Consider the following 19,346-nt stretch of genomic DNA (forward strand, 5'->3'; position numbering starts at 1 on the left):
ATGCCCGTTCGTGCCGCCGATCCTCTCCCACTGAGCGCTGCCCAACGAGACATCTGGCTCGACCAGATCACTCACGGCGACTCCCCCCTCTACAACATTGGCGGTTACGTGAAGCTGACCGGGCCCATCGAGGCCTCGAAGCTGCATCAGGCACTGGAACGCCTGGTCAGCGCCCACTCGGCTTTACGCACGGTCATGGTCCCCGGGGAGGGAGACGACGGTCTGCCGATGCAGGTCTTCGCCGCGTCGATGCCCGTTACTCTGCCGCTGCACGACCTGAGCCAGTGCCACGAACCCGTCGCGGCGGCAGAGCGCCTGATCGACGAGCAGATGCAACGTCCCTATCGGCTGTATGACGGCCCGCTGTTCACCTTCTGTCTGATTCGCCTGGCTGACCAGGAGCATTGGCTGGTGACCCAGGCCCACCACCTGATACTCGACGGTTGGGGCTTCGGGCAGATGATCAAGGCGCTGGGCGAGCACTACACCGCGCTGTGCGAAGGTGACCGTATCGAGGACGAGGGCCTGTGCTACGGCCGTTTCGTCGAGGACGACTTGCGTTACCGCCAGTCGGGCCGATTCCTGCAGGACCAGGCCTACTGGCTGGACAAGTATCAGGACCTGCCGGAACCCGTGCTGGCCCCGCGCCAACGGGGTCGTGCGGCGAGCGCCGAGACACCCTCGCACACCTGGGTGCAGGCGCTGCCAGCCGCACTGCATGGGCGTATGCAGGCACTTGCGCAGCGCCACCGCGCCTCGGCCTTTCACGTTCTGCTCGCGGCACTGCATGTGTATTTCACCCGCACCGTACAACGCCCTGAGTGGGTGGTGGGCCTTCCATTGCTCAATCGCACCGGGGCACGCAGCAAGGCCACCCTGGGGCATTTCGCGCAGGTCAGTGCGGTGCGCCTGGCCACTCCTGCGCAACAGGATTTCGCCACCTTGATCAGCGAGGTGCGCGATAGGCTCAAGCGCGATTTTCGCCATCAACGTTTCCCTCTGAGCGAACTCCATCGCACCCTTGGCCTGTCCCGCGAAGAGCGCGCGCAGCTGTTCGAGGTATCGGTTTCCTATGAGCAGGAGGATCACGATTACCGCTATGGCAACGCCCGCGCCAGCACCTTGAAGGTCTCCAACGGACACGAAAGCACCCCTCTGGCGGTGCACCTGCGCAGCAACCGGCACAGTGGCGACACCTGGCTGCACCTGGTCTACAACCGTGCCTGGCTGTTGCACGACGACGCCCAGGCCATTGGTGCGCGCCTGCTGCAGGTGCTGGAGCAGGGGCTGGAAAACCCGGCCCTGGCGATTGCCGATTTCGTGCTGCCTACCCCGGCCGAAAGCCAGCGCATGGCCACCTGGAACGACACCGGCATGGCGGCGGTCGACGAGCCGTTGATTCACCGGCGAATCGAGCACCATGCGCGTCAGCGCCCCGATGCCCTGGCAGCGGTACACCTCGACCAGCACCTGACGTATGCGCAGCTCGACCAGCGCGCCAATGCCCTGGCCGCGCACCTGATCGACTGCGGCGCCGGCCCCGAGACCCGTGTGGCGGTGGTCTGCCAACGCGGCCTGGACACCCTGGCGGGGCTGCTGGCGGTGCTCAAGGCGGGTGCCGCCTATGTACCGGTCGACCCCGCGCATCCTCCTGAGCGTCTGGGCTATCTGCTCACCGACAGTGGCCCAACCCTGGTGTTGACCCAAGCCGCACTGGTCGAACGCTTACCGCCCCTGGCGGTGCCGATCGTCGCGCTGGATGCCGTGGCGTTGCAGGCTCCGGGCCGCATCGCTGAGCCGGCCGGCGGGCTGGGTGGCGACAACCTGGCGTATGTCATCTACACCTCCGGATCGACCGGCCAGCCCAAAGGCGTGATGGTGGAGCACCGCATGCTCGCCAACCTGGTCGACTGGCATTGCGCAGCCTTCGATGTTCGACCGGGCACCCAGACCTCCTGCCTGGCGGGGTTCGGTTTCGACGCCATGGCCTGGGAAGTCTGGCCGACCCTGTGTGCTGGCGGCACCCTGCATCTGGCACCGGTGCAGGAGGGCGGCGACGATGTCGAGGCCTTGCTGGACTGGTGGCGTGCCCAGCCGCTGCACGTCAGCTTCTTGCCCACACCCGTGGCGGAATACGCCTTCGGCCATGCGCAGGAACATCCGACGTTGCGCACCCTGCTGATCGGCGGCGATCGCCTGCGCCAGTTCACCCAGGCGCGTCGCTACGAGGTGATCAACAACTACGGCCCTACCGAAACCACCGTGGTCGCCACCTCCGGTGCGGTGCAGGCCGGGGCGTCTCTGCATATTGGCGGACCGATCGGCAACACCCAGGTCCACGTGCTGGATGCGCATCTGCAGCCGGTGCCCGTCGGTGTGGCCGGTGAGCTGTACATCGGCGGGGCAGGGGTCGCCCGTGGTTACCTGAACCGGCCGCAACTGACCGCCGAACGCTTCATCGCCGACCCCTTCAGCACGGCACCCGGCGCGCGTCTGTACCGCAGCGGTGACCAGGTGCGCTGGCGTGCCGATGGCACCCTGGAATACCTGGGCCGTAACGATGACCAGGTCAAGATCCGCGGCATGCGCATCGAACCGGGCGAGATCGAAGCGGCGCTTGCCAGCTGGCCGGGGGTCAAGGATGCGGTGGTGATGGTGCGTGATGAACACCTGGTGGCCTGGTTCACCGAGTCGGCCCGTGTCGATATCGGCCCGTTACGCGAAGCGCTGCGCGGGCTCTTGCCGGGTTACATGGTGCCCCGCGCCTTCATGCGCCTGGAGCAGTGGCCGCTGACCCGGCATGGCAAACTCGATCGCCGGGCATTGCCCGATCCGGATACCGCCAGCCTCGGCGTCAGCGCCTACGAGGTGCCGCAGGGCGGCGTGGAAACCCGTATGGCGGCGATCTGGGCCGACGTACTGGGCACCGAACGGGTGGGCCGACAGGACAATTTCTTCGAGCTGGGCGGGCATTCGCTGCTGGCCATCGAGCTGGTCAAGCGCCTGCGCGGCGCCGGCCTCGACGCGGATGTGCACACCTTGCTCACCCATCCGACGGTGGCCTTGCTGGCCGGCAGCGAGCGGCGCAGTGCGGTGCTCAGCGTACCGGCCAACCGCATCCCCGCGGGCTGCACGCAGATCACGCCGGAGCTGCTGAGCCTGACCCGGTTGAGCCAGGCCGAGATCGACGGGATCGTTGCCGGGGTGCCGGGCGGCGCTGGCAATATCCAGGATATCTACCCGTTGACGCCCTTGCAGGAGGGCATCGTCTACCATCACCTGAGTGCCGGGCAGGGCGATCCCTACCTGCTGCAGTGGCGCCTGACCTTCGACTCGCTGGCCCGTTTGCAGGCCTGGGCGGCGGCGCTCCAGCAGGTCATCGACCGGCATGACATCCTGCGCACCTCGCTGGTCTGGGAGGGCCTGGAGACCCCGCATCAGGTGGTCTGGCGCGAGGCGCCGCTGTCGGTGCAAGCGATCAGCCTCGACCCTGACGAGACCCAGGCGTCCGTCCTCGAACGCCTGCAGAGCCAGTTCGATGCCCGTCACCATCGCCTGGACCTGGCCCAGGCTCCGCTGATTCGTCTGGTGCATGCCCGGCAGCCGGGCAGCGACGAAATCGTCGCCATCATCCTGTTCCACCACCTGGTGCTGGACAACAGCGCGATGGAAACCGTCAGCCGCGAAATGGCCGCCTTGCTGGAGGGGCGCCAGGCCGAGCTGGCGCCGCCCGTGCCTTACCGCGACTACGTGGCTCAGGTGCGCCTGGCCAGTGACGATGCGCGGCACGCCGCGTTCTTCAGCGACATGCTCGGCGCTGTCGACGAGCCGACGCTGCCCTTCGGCCTGCAGGAAGTCGCCGCGGACGGCAGTGCCATCGAAGAGAGCCGACGTGCGCTGGGCGGCCAACTCGCCCAGCGCCTGCGCGAGCAGGCCAGGCGTGCCGGCGTGAGCGCGGCGAGCCTGCTGCACGTGGCCTGGGCGCGGGTGCTGAGCACGCTGGCCAGGCGCGACGACGTGGTGTTCGGCACCGTGCTGCTGGGGCGCATGGGGGCGGAGGGCTCCGACCGGGCGCTGGGCGTGTTCATCAACACCTTACCGCTGCGCGTCGAAACGGCGCTCGATACACGTAGCGCGGTACGGTCCGTGCACGCTCGGCTGTCGGCACTGATCGCCCACGAGCATGCCTCACTGGTGCTTGCTCAGCGTTGCAGCGGCGTGCCGGCCGGTACGCCGCTGTTCAGCGCCTTGCTCAATTACCGTCACAGCGCGGCGGTGAAACCCCGTGAAGGCAAGGGCCTCTGGCAGGGCGTCAGGGTGCTGGGCGGGGACGTGCGCAGCAACTACCCGCTGACGCTGAGCGTGGACGATCTCGGCGAAGGTTTCGACCTGCACGTGCTGGCCCAGCAAGGCCTGGGCGCTCAGCGCATCGTGGGCTGGGTGGAGCACAGCCTGGAGCAGTTGGTCGAGGCCCTGGCATCGGCTCCGGCGATCGGTCTGCAGCAACTGCCCATGCTGAGCGCCGACGAGCGCCGACGGCTGCTGGATGGCTGGCGTACGACCGCGCAGCCTTTTCCACGGCATGCCGCGGTGCAGGCTCTGGTCGAGGCGCAGGCGGTTCAGCGCCCCGACGCACCCGCGCTCATCCAGGCGGGACAGGTGCTCAGCTACGCCGAGCTGAATGCCCAGGCCAACCGCCTGGCCCACCATCTGATCGACCTCGGTATCGCGCCCGAGCAGCGTGTCGCGCTGTGCTTGCAGCGTGGCGTGCAGCGCGTGGTCGCCATGCTGTCGGTGCTCAAGGCCGGTGCCGCTTACGTGCCGGTGGACCCGGCGTATCCGGCTCAACGGATCGCCTATCTGCTCGCCGACAGCGACCCTCGCGTGGTGCTGACCGAGGCGTCGACCGATGCGCTGGCCGCCGACCGGCCGCGACTGAACATCGATTCGCCCGCTTGGCGGCAGGCCCGCGAGAGTAATCCTCGAGTGCCTGGCCTGGACTCGAACAACCTCGCCTACGTGATCTACACCTCCGGCTCCACCGGCCAGCCGAAGGGCGTGATGGTCGAGCACCACACCTTGGAAAATCTGGTGCACTGGCATGCCCAGGCCTTCGCGTTGACCGCAGGCAGCCACACCAGCAGTGTGGCCGGCTTCGGCTTCGATGCCATGGCCTGGGAGGTCTGGCCAGCCCTGTGCAGCGGTGCGGTGCTTCACCTGCCGCCAGCCCGGGTAGGCAATGAAAATGTCGATGAACTGCTCGACTGGTGGCTGGAGCAGCCGCTGCAGGTCAGCTTCCTGCCAACCCCGGTGGCGGAGCAGGCGTTGCGCCGTACGCGTCAGCACCCGACGCTGCGCACCTTGCTGGTCGGAGGTGATCGCCTGCGTCAGTTCGACCGTGAGCCCGGTTTTGCAGTGGTCAACAACTACGGCCCGACCGAGACCACGGTGGTCGCCACTTCCGGCGTGCTGCTGCCGGGCGGGCCGCTGCATATCGGCCGGGCGATCGCCAACACCTGGGTCTACGTGCTGGACGAGCACCGCCAGCCGGTGCCCGAGGGCGTGGCCGGTGAGTTGTACATCGCAGGCGCGGGTGTTGCGCGCGGCTACCTGAACGCCGCGCAGATGACCGAGGCGCGTTTCCTGGCGGACCCGTTCAGTGCCAGCTCCGGCGGGCGTATGTACCGCAGTGGCGATCTGGTGCGCTGGAATCAGGATGGCACGCTGGACTACCTGGGGCGCAACGACGACCAGGTGAAAATCCGTGGCATGCGTATCGAACCGGGTGAAGTCGAGGCCGCACTGGTGAGCTTGGAGGGTGTGCAGGACGCCGTGGTGCTGGTGCGCGAGCAGCGCCTGTTGGCCTGGTTCACCAGCGCTACCGAAGTCGCCGGCGAGACCCTGCGCGAAGCGCTGAAAGCGCGTTTGCCAGCGCACATGGTGCCGTTGCTGTTCACCCGCCTGGATGCCTTGCCGCTGACCGCGCATGGCAAGCTCGACCGTCGGGCGCTGCCCGATCCGGGCCGTGAAGAACTGGTCAGCCGTGCCTACGAGGCACCGCAGAACGAGGTGGAGGAGCGCATCGCCGAACTCTGGGCGCAGGTCCTGGGTGTGGAGAAGGTCGGTCGGCAAGATAACTTCTTCGAACTCGGCGGCCATTCGCTGCTCGCCGTGACTCTGGTCGAACGCCTGCGTAGCGCCGGCCTGCCCGTCGATGTGCGCGTGCTCCTCGGCCAGCCTACCGTCGCCGCGCTGGCGGCCTCGGTCGGCCGTGGCCGCGAGGTACAGGTGCCGGCCAACCGGGTGCCGAAGGGCTGCACGCGCATCACTCCGGAGCTGCTGAGCCTGACCGAGCTCGACCAGGCGACGCTCGATCGCATCGTCGCCGGCGTGCCTGGTGGTACCGCCAATGTGCAGGAAATCTATCCGTTGGCGCCGCTTCAGGAAGGCATTCTCTATCATCACCTGACGGGCGAGCAGGCCGACCCCTATCTGCTGCACCTGCATATGAACGTCGACAGCCGAGAGCGCCTGGAGACGGTCGTCGATGCCTTGCGCAAGGTGATCGCACGTCACGACAGCCTGCGTACCGCCGTGGTCTGGGACGGCCTGACCACGCCTCAGCAGGTGGTCTGGCGTCACGCCGAACTGCGTGTCGAGGAAGTCGCGTCGCGGGTTCCGGGCAGCCTCGCCGCCCCGGCACGCATGGACCTGACTCAGGCGCCGCTGCTGCGTCTGGAATTCTGCCAGCGGCCAGGTGAGGAGGGGCTGTCGGCCACCCTGTTGTTCCACCACATCGTGCTGGATGCCACCGCCCTGGACGTGATGCGCGACGAGATGCTCGCCCACCTGCGCGGTGATCCGATGCCGACGCAGCCGGCCGTGCCTTATCGCAATTACGTGGCACATGCGCGGCTGGGCATGAGCGAGGCGGAACACGAGGCCTACTTCCGTGAGCAGTTGGGCACCATCGAGGAGCCGACGCTGCCGTTCGAACTGCACGACGTACAGCGTGGCGAGCAGCCTCTGGAGGAAGCCTGGCAGCGCCTGCCCGACGTGCTGGTGCGGCGCCTGCGCAGCCAGGCGCGGCAGTTGGGTGTCAGCCTCGCCAGCCTGTTGCACCTCGCCTGGGCCCGTGTTCTGGGCGCGGCCACTGGCAATGGACAGGTGGTGTTCGGTACGGTGCTGCTCGGGCGCCTGCAGGGCGGTGAGGGCGCTGACCGCGGGCTGGGCATGTTCATCAATACCCTGCCGCTACGCGTCGACCTCGACGGCATCGGCGTGCGCGAAGGCGCGCGTGCCACCCATGCGCGTCTCGCCCGGTTGCAGGCCCATGAGCACGCTTCGTTGGCCCAGGCGCAGCGCTGCAGTGCGGTGTCCGCCCAACTGCCGCTGTTCAGTGCGATCCTCAACTACCGTCATGCGGCCGGCCAGGCCCGCCAGGATGCCCAGCACGACGCGTGGCGTGGTCTGGAAATCCTCGACAGCGACAATCACACCAACTACCCGCTGAGCCTGAATGTCGACGACCTCGGCGAGCGCTTGCGCGTGGGCGTCACCGCCCCGCAAACGGTCGGAGCGCGACGGGTCTGTGACCAGCTGCTCGAAGTGCTGCAAGGGCTGGTCAATGCCCTTGAAAGCCAGCCGGAGCTGTCGCTGCACCGCTTGCAGGTTCTGCCTGCCCAGGAACGCAAACGTTTGCTAGTTGATCTCAACGACTCGGTATTGCCGTTCGATCAGCACAAGACGCTGCATACGCTGTTCGAGGAGCAGGCCCGTCGCACGCCGCACGCGATGGCCGTGCTCAGCGAGCAGGAGCAGGTGAGCTATCGGCAGCTCAACGAGCGCGCCAACCGCCTGGCTCACCATCTTGTCGACCTGGGCGTGCAGCCCGATGACCGCGTGGCGGTGTGCGTGGAACGCGGTGTGTCGCTGGTCGTCGGCCTGCTGGCGATCCTCAAGGCCGGTGGCGCCTATGTACCGCTCGACCCGAGCTATCCTCGCGAGCGCTTGCAGTACATGCTCGAAGACAGCGCGCCCGCTGCGCTGCTGGGCCAGGCAGGCACTCGGCATCTGCTCGAATGTCAGGGCGTGCCGCAGGTAGATATCGATGCCCTCGACGCGCTCGGAGAGCGGCTGCACGATCCGCGGATCGAGGCCCTGCAGCCGGGCAACCTGGCCTACGTTATCTACACCTCCGGCTCCACAGGCCGGCCCAAGGGGGTGATGGTCGAGCATCGCAACGTGGTGAACCTGGTGCACTGGAGCGCCCAGCTGTTCCCGCAGGGGGCGGACAGTCGCGTGTTGCACAAGACACCGATCAGCTTCGATGCCTCGGTCTGGGAGCTGTTCTGGCCGTTGTGCAGCGGGGTGCCGTTGCTGCTGGCCCGCCCGGATGGGCAGCGCGATCCGGCCTATCTGGCGCGGATGATCAGCGAGTGGCGCGTCAGTGTGGTGCAGTTCGTACCCGTGCTTTTGCAGCAGTTCCTCGACCTGCCACAAAGCGCAGCCTGCGACAGCCTCACCGATATCTTCTGCGGCGGCGGCGAGCTGACTCCGGCGCTGGCCAGCTTGCTGCGCCAGCGCCTGCCTCGGGTACGCCTGCACAACGTTTACGGCCCGACGGAAACCACCGTTGACAGCAGCGTCTGGACCCTGGCAGCGGAGCAGCCGGTACCCGGCAGCTTCCTGCCGATCGGCCGACCGGTGGCCAATACCCGTCTGTATGTGCTCGATGCCTGGGACCAGCCGGTGCCCCAGGGCGTGGTCGGCCAGTTGCATATCGGCGGCGCGGGGGTTACCCGTGGCTACTGCAACCTGCCACTGGCTCAGGCCGAGCGCTTCATCGCCAGCCCGTTCGTGCCGGGTGAGCGCCTGTACCGCAGTGGTGACCTGGTACGCCAGCACGCCGACGGCAATCTGGAGTTCCTCGGTCGCAACGACGATCAGGTCAAGCTGCATGGCCTGCGCATCGAGCTGGGCGAGATCCAGGCGGCGCTTGCGCAGTGCCCCGGTGTCGAGCACGCCGTGGTCATGGTGCGCGACGATGGTCCGGGCGGGCAGCGGCTGGTGGCCTACTACACGGGCACGCCAACCCGCGCCGAGGTGCTGCGCGAGGCCCTGCGCAGCCATCTGCCGGACTACATGTTGCCGGCCTTCTACCTGCACCTGCAGAGCCTGCCACTGAGCCCCAACGGCAAACTGGACCGCCAGGCCCTGCCGGCCCCCGGCAGTGAGGCCCTGCCGGCACGTATCCACGAAGCACCGCAAGGCGAGATGGAACAACTGCTGGCCGACCTCTGGCGCGAACTGCTGGGCGTGGAGGCAGTGAGCCGCCATGACAACTTCTTTGAGCTCGGTGGTCACTCGCTGCTGGCCATCAGCCTGACCGCACGCTTGCGGCAGGAAGGTATCGAGGCCGACGTCCGCGCCTTGTTCGAACAACCGACACTGGCCGGTTATGCCGCCATCACAGAGAGCATGGAGATTATCCTGTGAGCATCAACGAGCTTCTGGCGACACTCAAGGCACTGGACATCCAGCTGGCCGTCAAGGATGGGCAACTGGCCGTGCAGGGCAATCGCCGCGCGCTCAGCGACAATGGCCTGGTCGATCACCTGCGCTCGCACAAGACAGCGCTGATTGAGCTGCTCGAACAGGGCCTGTACACCCATGGCAGGCGCGGCATGCCGACGCTGCCTGCCAATGGCATCGCTGTCGGCTGCACACGCATCACCCCCGAGATGCTGACCCTGGTGGACCTCGATCAGGCCGCCATCGAGCGCCTAACCGACCTGATCCCTGGCGGCGCCGCCAACGTGCAGGACATCTACCCCCTGGCGCCCTTGCAGGAGGGCATTCTGTACCACCACGTCAGCGCCAGCGGCCGCGATCCCTATGTGATGCGCGTGGATTTCGCCCTGGCCGACCAGCAGCGTCTGGACGCCTTCGTCCAGGCCTTGCAGGCAGTCATCGATCGGCACGACATTCTGCGCAGCTCGGTGCACTGGCAGGGACTGGAACAGCCGGTGCAGGTGGTCTGGCGCAGCGCCCGGCTGAACATCGACAACCGGGCGGACAGCCCCGACGCCGAACAGCCGGGGCTGGATCTGGGCCAGGCGCCGCTGTTGCGTCTGGTCTGCGGCGGCGCCGACGATGGCCGGGTACGCGCCAGCCTGCTGTATCACCACATCGCTCTGGACCACAGCGCGCTGGAGGTGGTGCGTCAGGAAATCCATGCCTGCCTGCTCGGCCAGGGAGCGACGCTGGGCACGCCGGTGCCGTTTCGCAACTACGTGGGGCAAGCGTTGCTGGGCGTCAGCGAGGCCGAGCACGAGGCGTTCTTCCGCGGCATGCTCGGCGACGTAGTGGAGCCGACCCTGGCCTACGACCTGCAAGACCTCAGTGGGGACGGTGAGCATGCCAGCGAGCACAGCATCACCCTGGACCCGGCTTTTTGCCTGCGCCTGCGCGCACAGGCGCGCACCCTCGGGGTGAGTGTCGCCAGCCTGTTCCACCTCGGTTGGGCACACGTCCTTGCAGGGCTGACCGGTCGTCAGCGGGTGGTCTTCGGTACCGTGCTGATGGGGCGGTTGCTGGGTGCCGAGGCCACCGAGCGAGCCTTGGGCATCTTCATCAACACCCTGCCATTGTGCCTGAGCCTGGAGGCCCAGGAGGTGTCCTCGGCGATACGCACCACGCATCAGCGGCTGACCACACTGATGCGTCACGAGCATGCACCGCTGGCCCTGGCGCAACGTTGCAGCGGCGTGGCTGCGCCGACACCGCTGTTCAATGCACTGCTCAACTACCGCCACAGTTCGCCCGAGCACGGCAGTGGCGAACTGTGGCAAGGCATCGAAGTGCTGCAGGCCAGAGAGCGCAGCAACTACCCCGTGGTCATGAGCGTCGACGACCTGGGCGAGGCGTTTGCATTTACCGCGCAGACGGCAGCGGGTGTCGACCCGCTGCGAACTTGCCGCTACCTGCAGCGGGCCATGGAGCAGATGCTCGATGCGCTGGAGCAGGCGCCAGCCGCTTGTTTCGAGCGGGTCGATATCCTGCCGGACGACGAGCGCATCCAGCTGCTGCAGCACTTCGCCGGCTCGCGCAGCCCCTATGAAAGCCTGCACACGGTGCACTGGCGCATCGAACGCCAGGCGCTTGAACGGCCAGGCGCCGTCGCCGCCGCGGTTGGCGAGCAGGTGCTGAGCTATGCCGAGTTGAACGCTCAGGCCAACGGCCTGGCTCACCGCCTGATCGCGCTCGGCGTGCGCCCGGACGACCGCGTGGCAGTGGTCGCCCGTCGCGGCCTGGACACCCTGGTGGGGCTGCTGGCGGTGCTCAAGGCCGGTGCCGGCTACGTGCCGGTTGACCCGGCGCACCCGGACGAACGCATCGGCTACCTGCTGAGCGACAGCACCCCCGTGGTGGTGCTCAGCCAGCAGGATCTGCTCAAGCGCCTGCCGGGGCTGAGCGTTCCGGTGCTGCTGCTCGACCAGCCGAGCTGGAGCGCCCGCGAGGACAACCCGCAGGTGCCGGGCCTGAGTGCCTGTCACCTGGCCTACGTGATCTACACCTCCGGTTCCACCGGCCAGCCGAAAGGCGTGATGGTCGAGCACCAGAGCCTCAGCAACCTGGTGGACTGGCATTGCCAGGCCTTCGACCTGAAGGCTGGCAGCCACACCGCCAGCGTCGCCGGTTTCGGCTTCGACGCCATGGCCTGGGAAGTCTGGCCAGCGTTCTGCGCCGGGGCGACACTGCACCTGCCGCCAGCGCATATCGGCAACGAACAGCTCGACGCCTTGCTCGACTGGTGGCAGGCGCAGCCGCTGCAGGTGGCCTTCCTGCCCACGCCGGTGGCGGAGTACGCGTTCAGTCGCGAGTTGCGTCACCCGACGCTGCGCACCCTGCTGATCGGCGGTGACCGGCTGCGCCAGTTCCCCCGTGATCCCGGTTTTGCGGTGGTCAACAACTACGGGCCCACCGAGGCCACGGTGGTGGCCAGCTCCGGGCGCCTGTGGCCCGAAGGCCGCCTGGACATCGGCAAACCGATCGCCAACACGCGCCTGTACCTGCTCGACGAGCACCGGCAACTGGTGCCCAGTGGGGTGGCGGGCGAGCTGTACATCGGCGGCGAAGGGGTGGCGCGGGGTTACCTGAACCGCGCGGAGCTTACCGCCGAACGCTTCCTCGATGACCCCTTCGTCTCCCAGCCTGGCGCGCGCATGTACCGCAGCGGTGACCTGGCGCGCTGGAATGCCGACGGCACGCTGGATTACCTGGGGCGCAACGACGATCAGGTGAAGATCCGCGGCATGCGTATCGAGCTGGGCGAGATCGAGAGCCAGCTGGGGCAGGTGGCGGGAGTCGAAGAGGCCCTGGTGCTGGCCCGCGAAGAGGCGCCCGGCCAGCCACGTCTGGTGGCGTATTTCACGGGGTCGCAGACGCTGTCGGCCAGCGGTCTGCGCAGTGCCTTGCTGGCGCGGCTGCCAGGCTACATGGTGCCCGGTGCCTTCGTGCGGCTGGAGGCCTGGCCGCTGACGGCCAATGGCAAGGTCGATCGCCGGGCGCTGCCGGCACCGGATCGCGAGGCGTTGCCGGAGCGCACTTTCGAAGCACCCCAGGGCGAACTGGAAATCACCCTGGCGGCGATCTGGTGCGAGTTGCTGCAGGTCGAGCGGGTAGGGCGGCATGACCATTTCTTCGAACTGGGTGGCCATTCGTTGCTGGCCATGCGCATGGTGGCCCAGGTGGCCCAGCGACTGCAGCGGGTTCTGACCCTGGCCGACCTGTTCGCCGACAGCAGCCTGGCCGCGGTCGCTCAGTGCCTGGAGGGGGCGACCCCCGACCATCTGCCGGCCATCGAGACCGGGGCCCGCAGCGGGCTGCTGCCGTTGTCCGCCGCGCAGCAACGCATCTGGTTCATGGCGCAGATGACGGATGCCAGCAGCGCTTACAACATTCCGCTGGGCCTTGCTCTCAACGGCCCGCTGGACAGCCGCGCGCTGCGCCTCGCTCTGGAGCGTATCGTCGCGCGTCACGAGGCACTGCGCAGTCTGTTCGTCGAGCACGACGGCGAAGCCCGGGTTCAGGTAGCACCCGACAGCGTGCGGCCGGATATCTGCTGGCAGGACATGCGTGATCAGGACATGCAGGCCATACGTGAGGTGATCCGCGACGAAGCCGGGCAACCCTTCGACCTGCAGCATGATCTGCCGATTCGCGGGCGCTTGTTGTGCCTGGAAGAAGACCGCCACATCCTGCTGCTGACCCTGCATCACATCGTCGCCGACGGTTGGTCGCTGGGCGTGCTGACCGCTGAGCTGAGTGCCCTGTACCAGGCGTTCAGCCAGGGCGAGGCCGATCCGCTGCCGGCGCTCGCGCTGCAGTACGGCGATTACGCCCTGTGGCAACGCCAGTGGCTGGACGCACAGAGTCTGAGTGCGCAGGCCGGGTACTGGCAGCGTACCCTCGAGGGTGCGCCCATGCTGTTGACCCTGCCGACCGACCGGCCGCGGCCGGAACGCCAGGATTATCGCGGGGCCACCGTGCCCCTGCAGCTCGATCCCCAGCTGTGCGCCGACCTGCGTGCCTGCAGCCAGCGCCAGGGCGTGACCCCCTTCATGCTGTTCATGGCCGCCTGGGCGGTACTGCTGGCGCGGTTGTCCGGCCAGGGCGAGGTGGTGATCGGTATGCCGGTGGCCAACCGTCGCCGTGCCGAGATCGAAGGGCTGATCGGCCTGTTCGTCAATACCCTGGCCGTGCGCGTGGACACCACCGGTGAGCCGGATGTGGCCACGCTGCTGGGCCGGGTGAAAAACCGCATCATCGAGGCCCAGGCCAATCAGGACCTGCCTTTCGAACAGGTCGTGGAGCACCTGCGGCCCGTGCGCAGCCTGGCCCACAGCCCGCTGTTCCAGGCTTCGCTGGCCTGGGACGGGAGCCATGGCGCGCCGCTGCGCCTGGGTGACCTGCAACTCGAAGCGCTGGGTGAGCAACCGACCTTCGCCAAGTTCGATCTGACCCTGAGCGTCAGCGAAAGCGCCGAGGGCTTCACCTGCATGCTCGACTACGCCACGGCACTGTTCGACCCGGCGACCGTCGAGCGTTACGCCGGTTATCTCAAGCAGGTGCTGCGCGGCATGGCCGACGACGCCCGCGCGCTGCCCGAACGCATCGAGATGCTCGGCGCGCAGGAGCGCCAGCGCCTGCTGTTCGAGCTCGATGCCAGCGAGACCGCCGCGCAGGGGGCAGAGCGCCTGCCGACGCTGTTCGAGGCGCAGGTCGCACGCACCCCGGAGGCCATCGCGCTGGACGTCGATGCCCGGCAACTGAGCTACCGGCAGCTCAATGAACAAGCCAACCGCCTGGCCCATTACCTGATCGAGCAAGGGGTGAGTGCCGACAGCCGCGTGGCGATCTGCGTGGAGCGCGGCGCGCAACTGGTCGTCGGCTTGCTGGCCATTCTCAAGGCCGGTGGCGCTTACGTGCCGCTGGACCCTGGCTATCCGCACGAACGTCTGGCCTACATGCTCGAGGACAGCGATGCCCTGGCGCTGCTGGTCGATGGCACCACCCGTGAACGCTTTGCCGGCGGTACGAAGCCGTTGATCGACCTGGATGCCTGCATCTGGGCGGAACACTCCCTCGCCGACCCGCAGCTGGACACGGCCGGGGCCAGCGACCTGGCCTACGTCATCTACACCTCGGGCTCGACCGGCACGCCCAAGGGCGTGATGGTCGAGCAGCGCAACCTGTGCAACCTGGTGCAGTGGAGTTCGCGGCTATTTCCACCCGTCCCGTCGGGCGCGCTGCTGCACAAGACCCCGGTCAGCTTCGACGCGTCGGTCTGGGAGCTGTTCTGGCCGCTGTGCGCCGGGTTGCGCCTGGTGCTGGCGCGGCCCGGTGGGCAGCGCGATGCCGATTACCTGGTGGAGGTTATTCGCCAGCGGCAGGTCAGCGTCGTGCAGTTCGTACCCGCCTTGTTGCAGCAGTTCCTGGCTGCAGCCGACTGCCACACCTGTACCTCGTTGACCGATATCGTCTGCGGGGGCGGCGAACTGACCGCCGCGCTGGCCGCCCAGGTCCGTCAACGCCTGCCCATGGCGCGCCTGCACAACGTCTACGGACCCACGGAAACCACGGTGGACTGCAGCGTCTGGACCCTGCACCCCGGGCAGCCGGTGCCCGACGAAACGCTGCCGATCGGGCGGCCGATCAGTAACACCCGGCTCTACGTGCTGGACGCCTGGGACCAGCCGGTCCCGCAGGGCGTGGTCGGCCAGTTGCACATCGGCGGTGCCGGCGTGGCGCGTGGCTACCTGAACCTGCCTGCCGTACAGGCCGAACGCTTCATCGCCAGCCCGTTCGTGGCGGGTGACCGCCTTTATCGCAGTGGCGACCTGGTGCGCCAGGGCGCGGACGGCAACCTGCTGTTCGTCGGTCGCAGCGATTTCCAGGTCAAGCTGCATGGTCTGCGCATCGAACTTGGCGAGATCGAGGCCCGCTTGCTCGAACACCCGGCCGTACGCGAAGCGGCGGTGCTGCTGCGTGGCGACCGTCTGGTGGCCTGGTTCAGCTGCGAAGCGGGACCGCGGCCGGGCATCGATGCCTTGCGCAACCATATGCTGGGCGGCCTGCCGGATTACATGGTGCCCGCCGCCTATGTCGCGCTGGACAGCTTGCCGCTGACGCCCAACGGCAAGCTCGACCGCGCGGCCTTGCCAGTACCGGACGACAGCGCCGTGCTCGCGCGCACCTACGAGGCGCCGCAAGGGGACATCGAAACCTGGCTGGCGCGCGTGTGGGCCGAGTTGCTCAACGTGCCGCGTGTCGGGCGGCAGGACAATTTCTTCGAACTGGGCGGGCACTCGCTGCTGGCCGTCAGCCTGGTGGCGCACATGCGCCGCGCCGGGCTCTGCGTCGATGTGGGTGCACTGTTCGCCCAACCGACCCTTGCGGTGCTGGCGCGCAGCGTGGTGCGCCAGGATCGCCAACCGGTACCGGCCAACCGGATCGCGGCGGGTTGTACGCAGATCACCCCCGACCTGCTGTCACTGGTCAGCCTCGCCCCGTCGGACATCGAGCGCATCGTCGCCCGCGTAGCGGGTGGCGCGGCCAATGTCCAGGATATCTACCCGCTGGGGCCGCTGCAGGCCGGCATTCTCTATCACCATCAGTTGGCGGCCGGCGATGCCGATCCCTATCTGCTGGAAGCGCGCTTCGCCTTCGTCGGTGGCGAGCGCCTGGACGCTTTCTGCCAGGCGTTGCAGCGGGTCATCGACCGTCATGACATCCTGCGAAGCGCCTTGCACTGGGAGGCCCTGCAGACCCCTGTGCAAGTGGTCTGGCGCCATGCCAGTCTGCCGATCAGCGAGGTTCCTCTGACCTCACTGGACGACTGCGCAACCCTCGACCTGACCCAGGCACCGCTGCTCCATCTGGCCCACGCCCGGGACCGGGCCAATGGCAAGATCGTCGCCGTGCTGCGTTTTCATCACGCGATCATGGATCACATCGGCCTCGAGGTGCTGGGCCAGGAAGTGCAGGCCATGCTGCTCGGCGAACAGGCGCAGCTCGCCGAGCCGGTTCCCTATCGCAACTACATCGCTCAGGTACTGCAAGGGCCCGACGAGCAGGCCCACGAGGCGTTCTTCCGTGAGCAGTTGGGCGACATCGACGAACCCAGCCTGCCTTATGGCATGACCCCGTCGCGCAGCGTTCAGGCCCCTGGCATGGCGGCCTTGCCGCTCGACCCTGAGCTGGCTCTGCGCCTGCGCGGGCAGGCACGCCAGTTGAACGTCAGTGTCGCGAGCCTGATGCACCTGGCCTGGGCCGAGGTGCTCGGGCAGCTCTCCGGGCGTGAGCAGGTGGTGTTCGGCACCGTGCTGCTTGGCCGAATGCTCGGCGGCGAGGGCGCCGAGCGGGCCATGGGCGTGTTCATCAATACCCTGCCGCTGCGTATCGACCTGGGCAAGTCGAATGCCCACGACGCGGTGCTTGATACCCACCAGCGCCTGAGCGCGCTGCTGGCCCATGAGCAGGCGCAACTGGCGCTGGCCCAGCGCTGCAGTGCGCTGCCTGCGGGCACGCCATTGTTCAGCACGCTGCTGAACTTCCGCCACAGCAGCGCGGCGCAGAGCGACGCGAGCGCGCGGGAAGCGTGGCAGGGCATCGAGGTTCTGCAGGCCGAAGAGCACAGCAACTATCCGTTGACCATGAGCGTCGATGACCATGGCGATGGCTTCACCCTGACCGCTCGAACTCAGGGTGGGCTGGATGCGCAGCGCATCTGCGCGTATCTGCAGCAGTCTCTGGGCGAGCTGGCGAGGACGCTGGAGCAGCATCCGCAGCATGTCCTGGCAGGGGCGATCATTCCGCCGGGCGAGCGTGAGCGCCTGCTGGCGACCTTCAACGACACCTGCCTCGACTACCCGCGCGACCAGCCGGTGCACCAGCTGTTCGAGCAGCGCAGCGCCCTGCATCCGCAAGCCGTGGCGGTGGTGGATGGCAGCCACTCGCTCACCTATGCGCAGTTGAACGCACGTGCCAATGCGCTGGCGCATCATCTGCACGGGCAGGGCATCAGGCCCGGCGACCACGTTGGCATACTGCTGCCGCGCTCCGCCGACCTGGTGATCGCTCAGTTGGCCATCGGCAAGTGCGCGGCGACCTATGTGCCGCTGGACGTCAATGCGCCCGCCGAGCGGCACAGCTACATGCTCGATGATTGCGCCGCCGTGTGCCTGCTGACGCAACGCGCGCTGCCGGTCGCGGCGACGGTCAGGCGTATCGACCTGGACGAGCTGACCCTCGATCCCACCGCGGTACACAACCTCGACCTGCCCCGGGCGGCGGATTCGCCGGCCTATGTGATGTACACCTCGGGTTCCACCGGGCTGCCCAAGGGCGTACGGGTAGGGCACCGGGGCATCGTGCGTCTGGTGGTGAACAATGGCTACGCCGAGTTCGGTGATCGCGACTGCTTCGCCCTGGCGTCCAACCCGGCGTTCGATGCCGCGACCCTGGAGGTATGGGGCGCGCTGCTCAACGGTGGGCAAGTGTTCGTCATCGACCATGCGACCCTGGTCGATCCTCAGCGCTTCGCCACGGCGCTGCGCCAGGGCGGGGTCAGCGTGCTGTTCCTCACCACCGCACTGTTCAACCAGTACGCGCAGCTGCTGCCGCAGGCTCTGGCCGAGCTGCGCGTGTTGTTGTCCGGGGGCGAGCGGGCCAGCCCGGCGACCTTCCGCACTTTGCTGGCCCATGCGCCGAACACCCGTCTGTTCAACGCCTATGGCCCGACCGAAACCACCACCTTCGCGACTGTCCACGAAGTGCGGGCGGTCGACGCAGGCATGGAAGCCCTGCCGATCGGCCGACCGATCGGCAACACGCGCCTCTACGTACTGGACGCGCGGCAGCGCCTGGCGCCACTGGGGGTGGTCGGTGAGCTGTATATCGGTGGCGATGGCGTGGCCATGGGCTACCTGAACCGCGCGAGTCTCACCGAAGAGAAGTTCGTCGCCGACCCGTTCAGCGACCAGCCAGGGGCGATGATGTATCGAACCGGCGACCTGGGGCGCTGGCTGGAGGACGGCCAGCTGGAGTGCCTGGGGCGCAACGACGATCAGGTGAAAATCCGCGGTTTCCGCATCGAGCTGGGCGAGATCGCCAATGCCCTGCAGCGCTTGCCCGGGGTACGCGATGCCGTGGTTCTGGCCCGTGAGGATGAACCGGGGCAGGTGCGTCTGGTGGCGTACTTCACCGCCGGCGGTGCGGGCGAGATCGAGACCGCGCAGCAGATGCGTGCGCAGTTGCAGACCCAGCTGCCGGACTACATGGTGCCGTCTGCATGCGTGGAGCTGAAGACGCTGCCGCTGACCGCCAATGGCAAGCTCGATCAACGGGCGCTGCCCAAGCCCGATCACGCGACCCTGTTCGGGCTCGTCTACGAGGCACCGCAAGGGGACATGGAGCATGCCCTGGCAGCGATCTGGGCCGAGGTGCTGCAGGTCGAGCGAGTCGGGCGCCACGACCACTTCTTCGAACTGGGTGGGCACTCGCTGCTGGCGATGCGCATGGTTTCCCAGGTGCGTCAGCAACTGGGCCTGGAGCTGCCGCTGGGCGAGCTGTTCGCCCTGGGCGAACTGGCGGCGGTGGCGGCTGCGCTGTCGAACCAGCAGGTGCTCGAGGTCGAGGTCATCCGTGCGCTGCCACGGGGCCAGCGAGCTGCGCTGTCGTTCGCGCAGCAGCGCCTGTGGTTCCTGACCCAGATGGAAGGCGGCAACCAGGCCTATAACATTCCCATGGCTCTGGAGCTGCGTGGGCCACTCGACGTGACG

The 19,346-nt window shown here is 67.7% G+C and carries 2 protein-coding genes (1 of these 2 only partly in view); both read left to right on the forward strand.

Annotation, left to right across the window (positions count from 1 at the left end; all coding sequences use genetic code 11):
* A complete protein-coding gene (locus ACT9T4_RS22530; RefSeq protein WP_499119026.1) occupies positions 1-9,498 on the forward strand; it encodes a non-ribosomal peptide synthetase in 9,498 nt (3,165 codons plus the stop codon).
* Positions 9,495-19,346: the 5' portion of an amino acid adenylation domain-containing protein gene (locus tag ACT9T4_RS22535; RefSeq protein WP_499119028.1), read on the forward strand. It continues 7,857 nt past the right edge of the window; 9,852 of the gene's 17,709 nt are visible here — the first part of the coding sequence; the start codon lies at positions 9,495-9,497; the stop codon falls past the right edge of the window. The genes ACT9T4_RS22530 and ACT9T4_RS22535 overlap by 4 nt, the downstream gene beginning before the upstream one ends.

It is taken from the genome of Pseudomonas sp. SZ40 (genome assembly GCF_052958135.1).

Bases quoted from the DNA above. Each gene is read 5' to 3' on its own strand.
- ACT9T4_RS22530 (WP_499119026.1), top strand. From the start codon at position 1: ATGCCCGTTCGTGCCGCCGATCCTCTCCCACTGAGCGCTGCCCAACGA.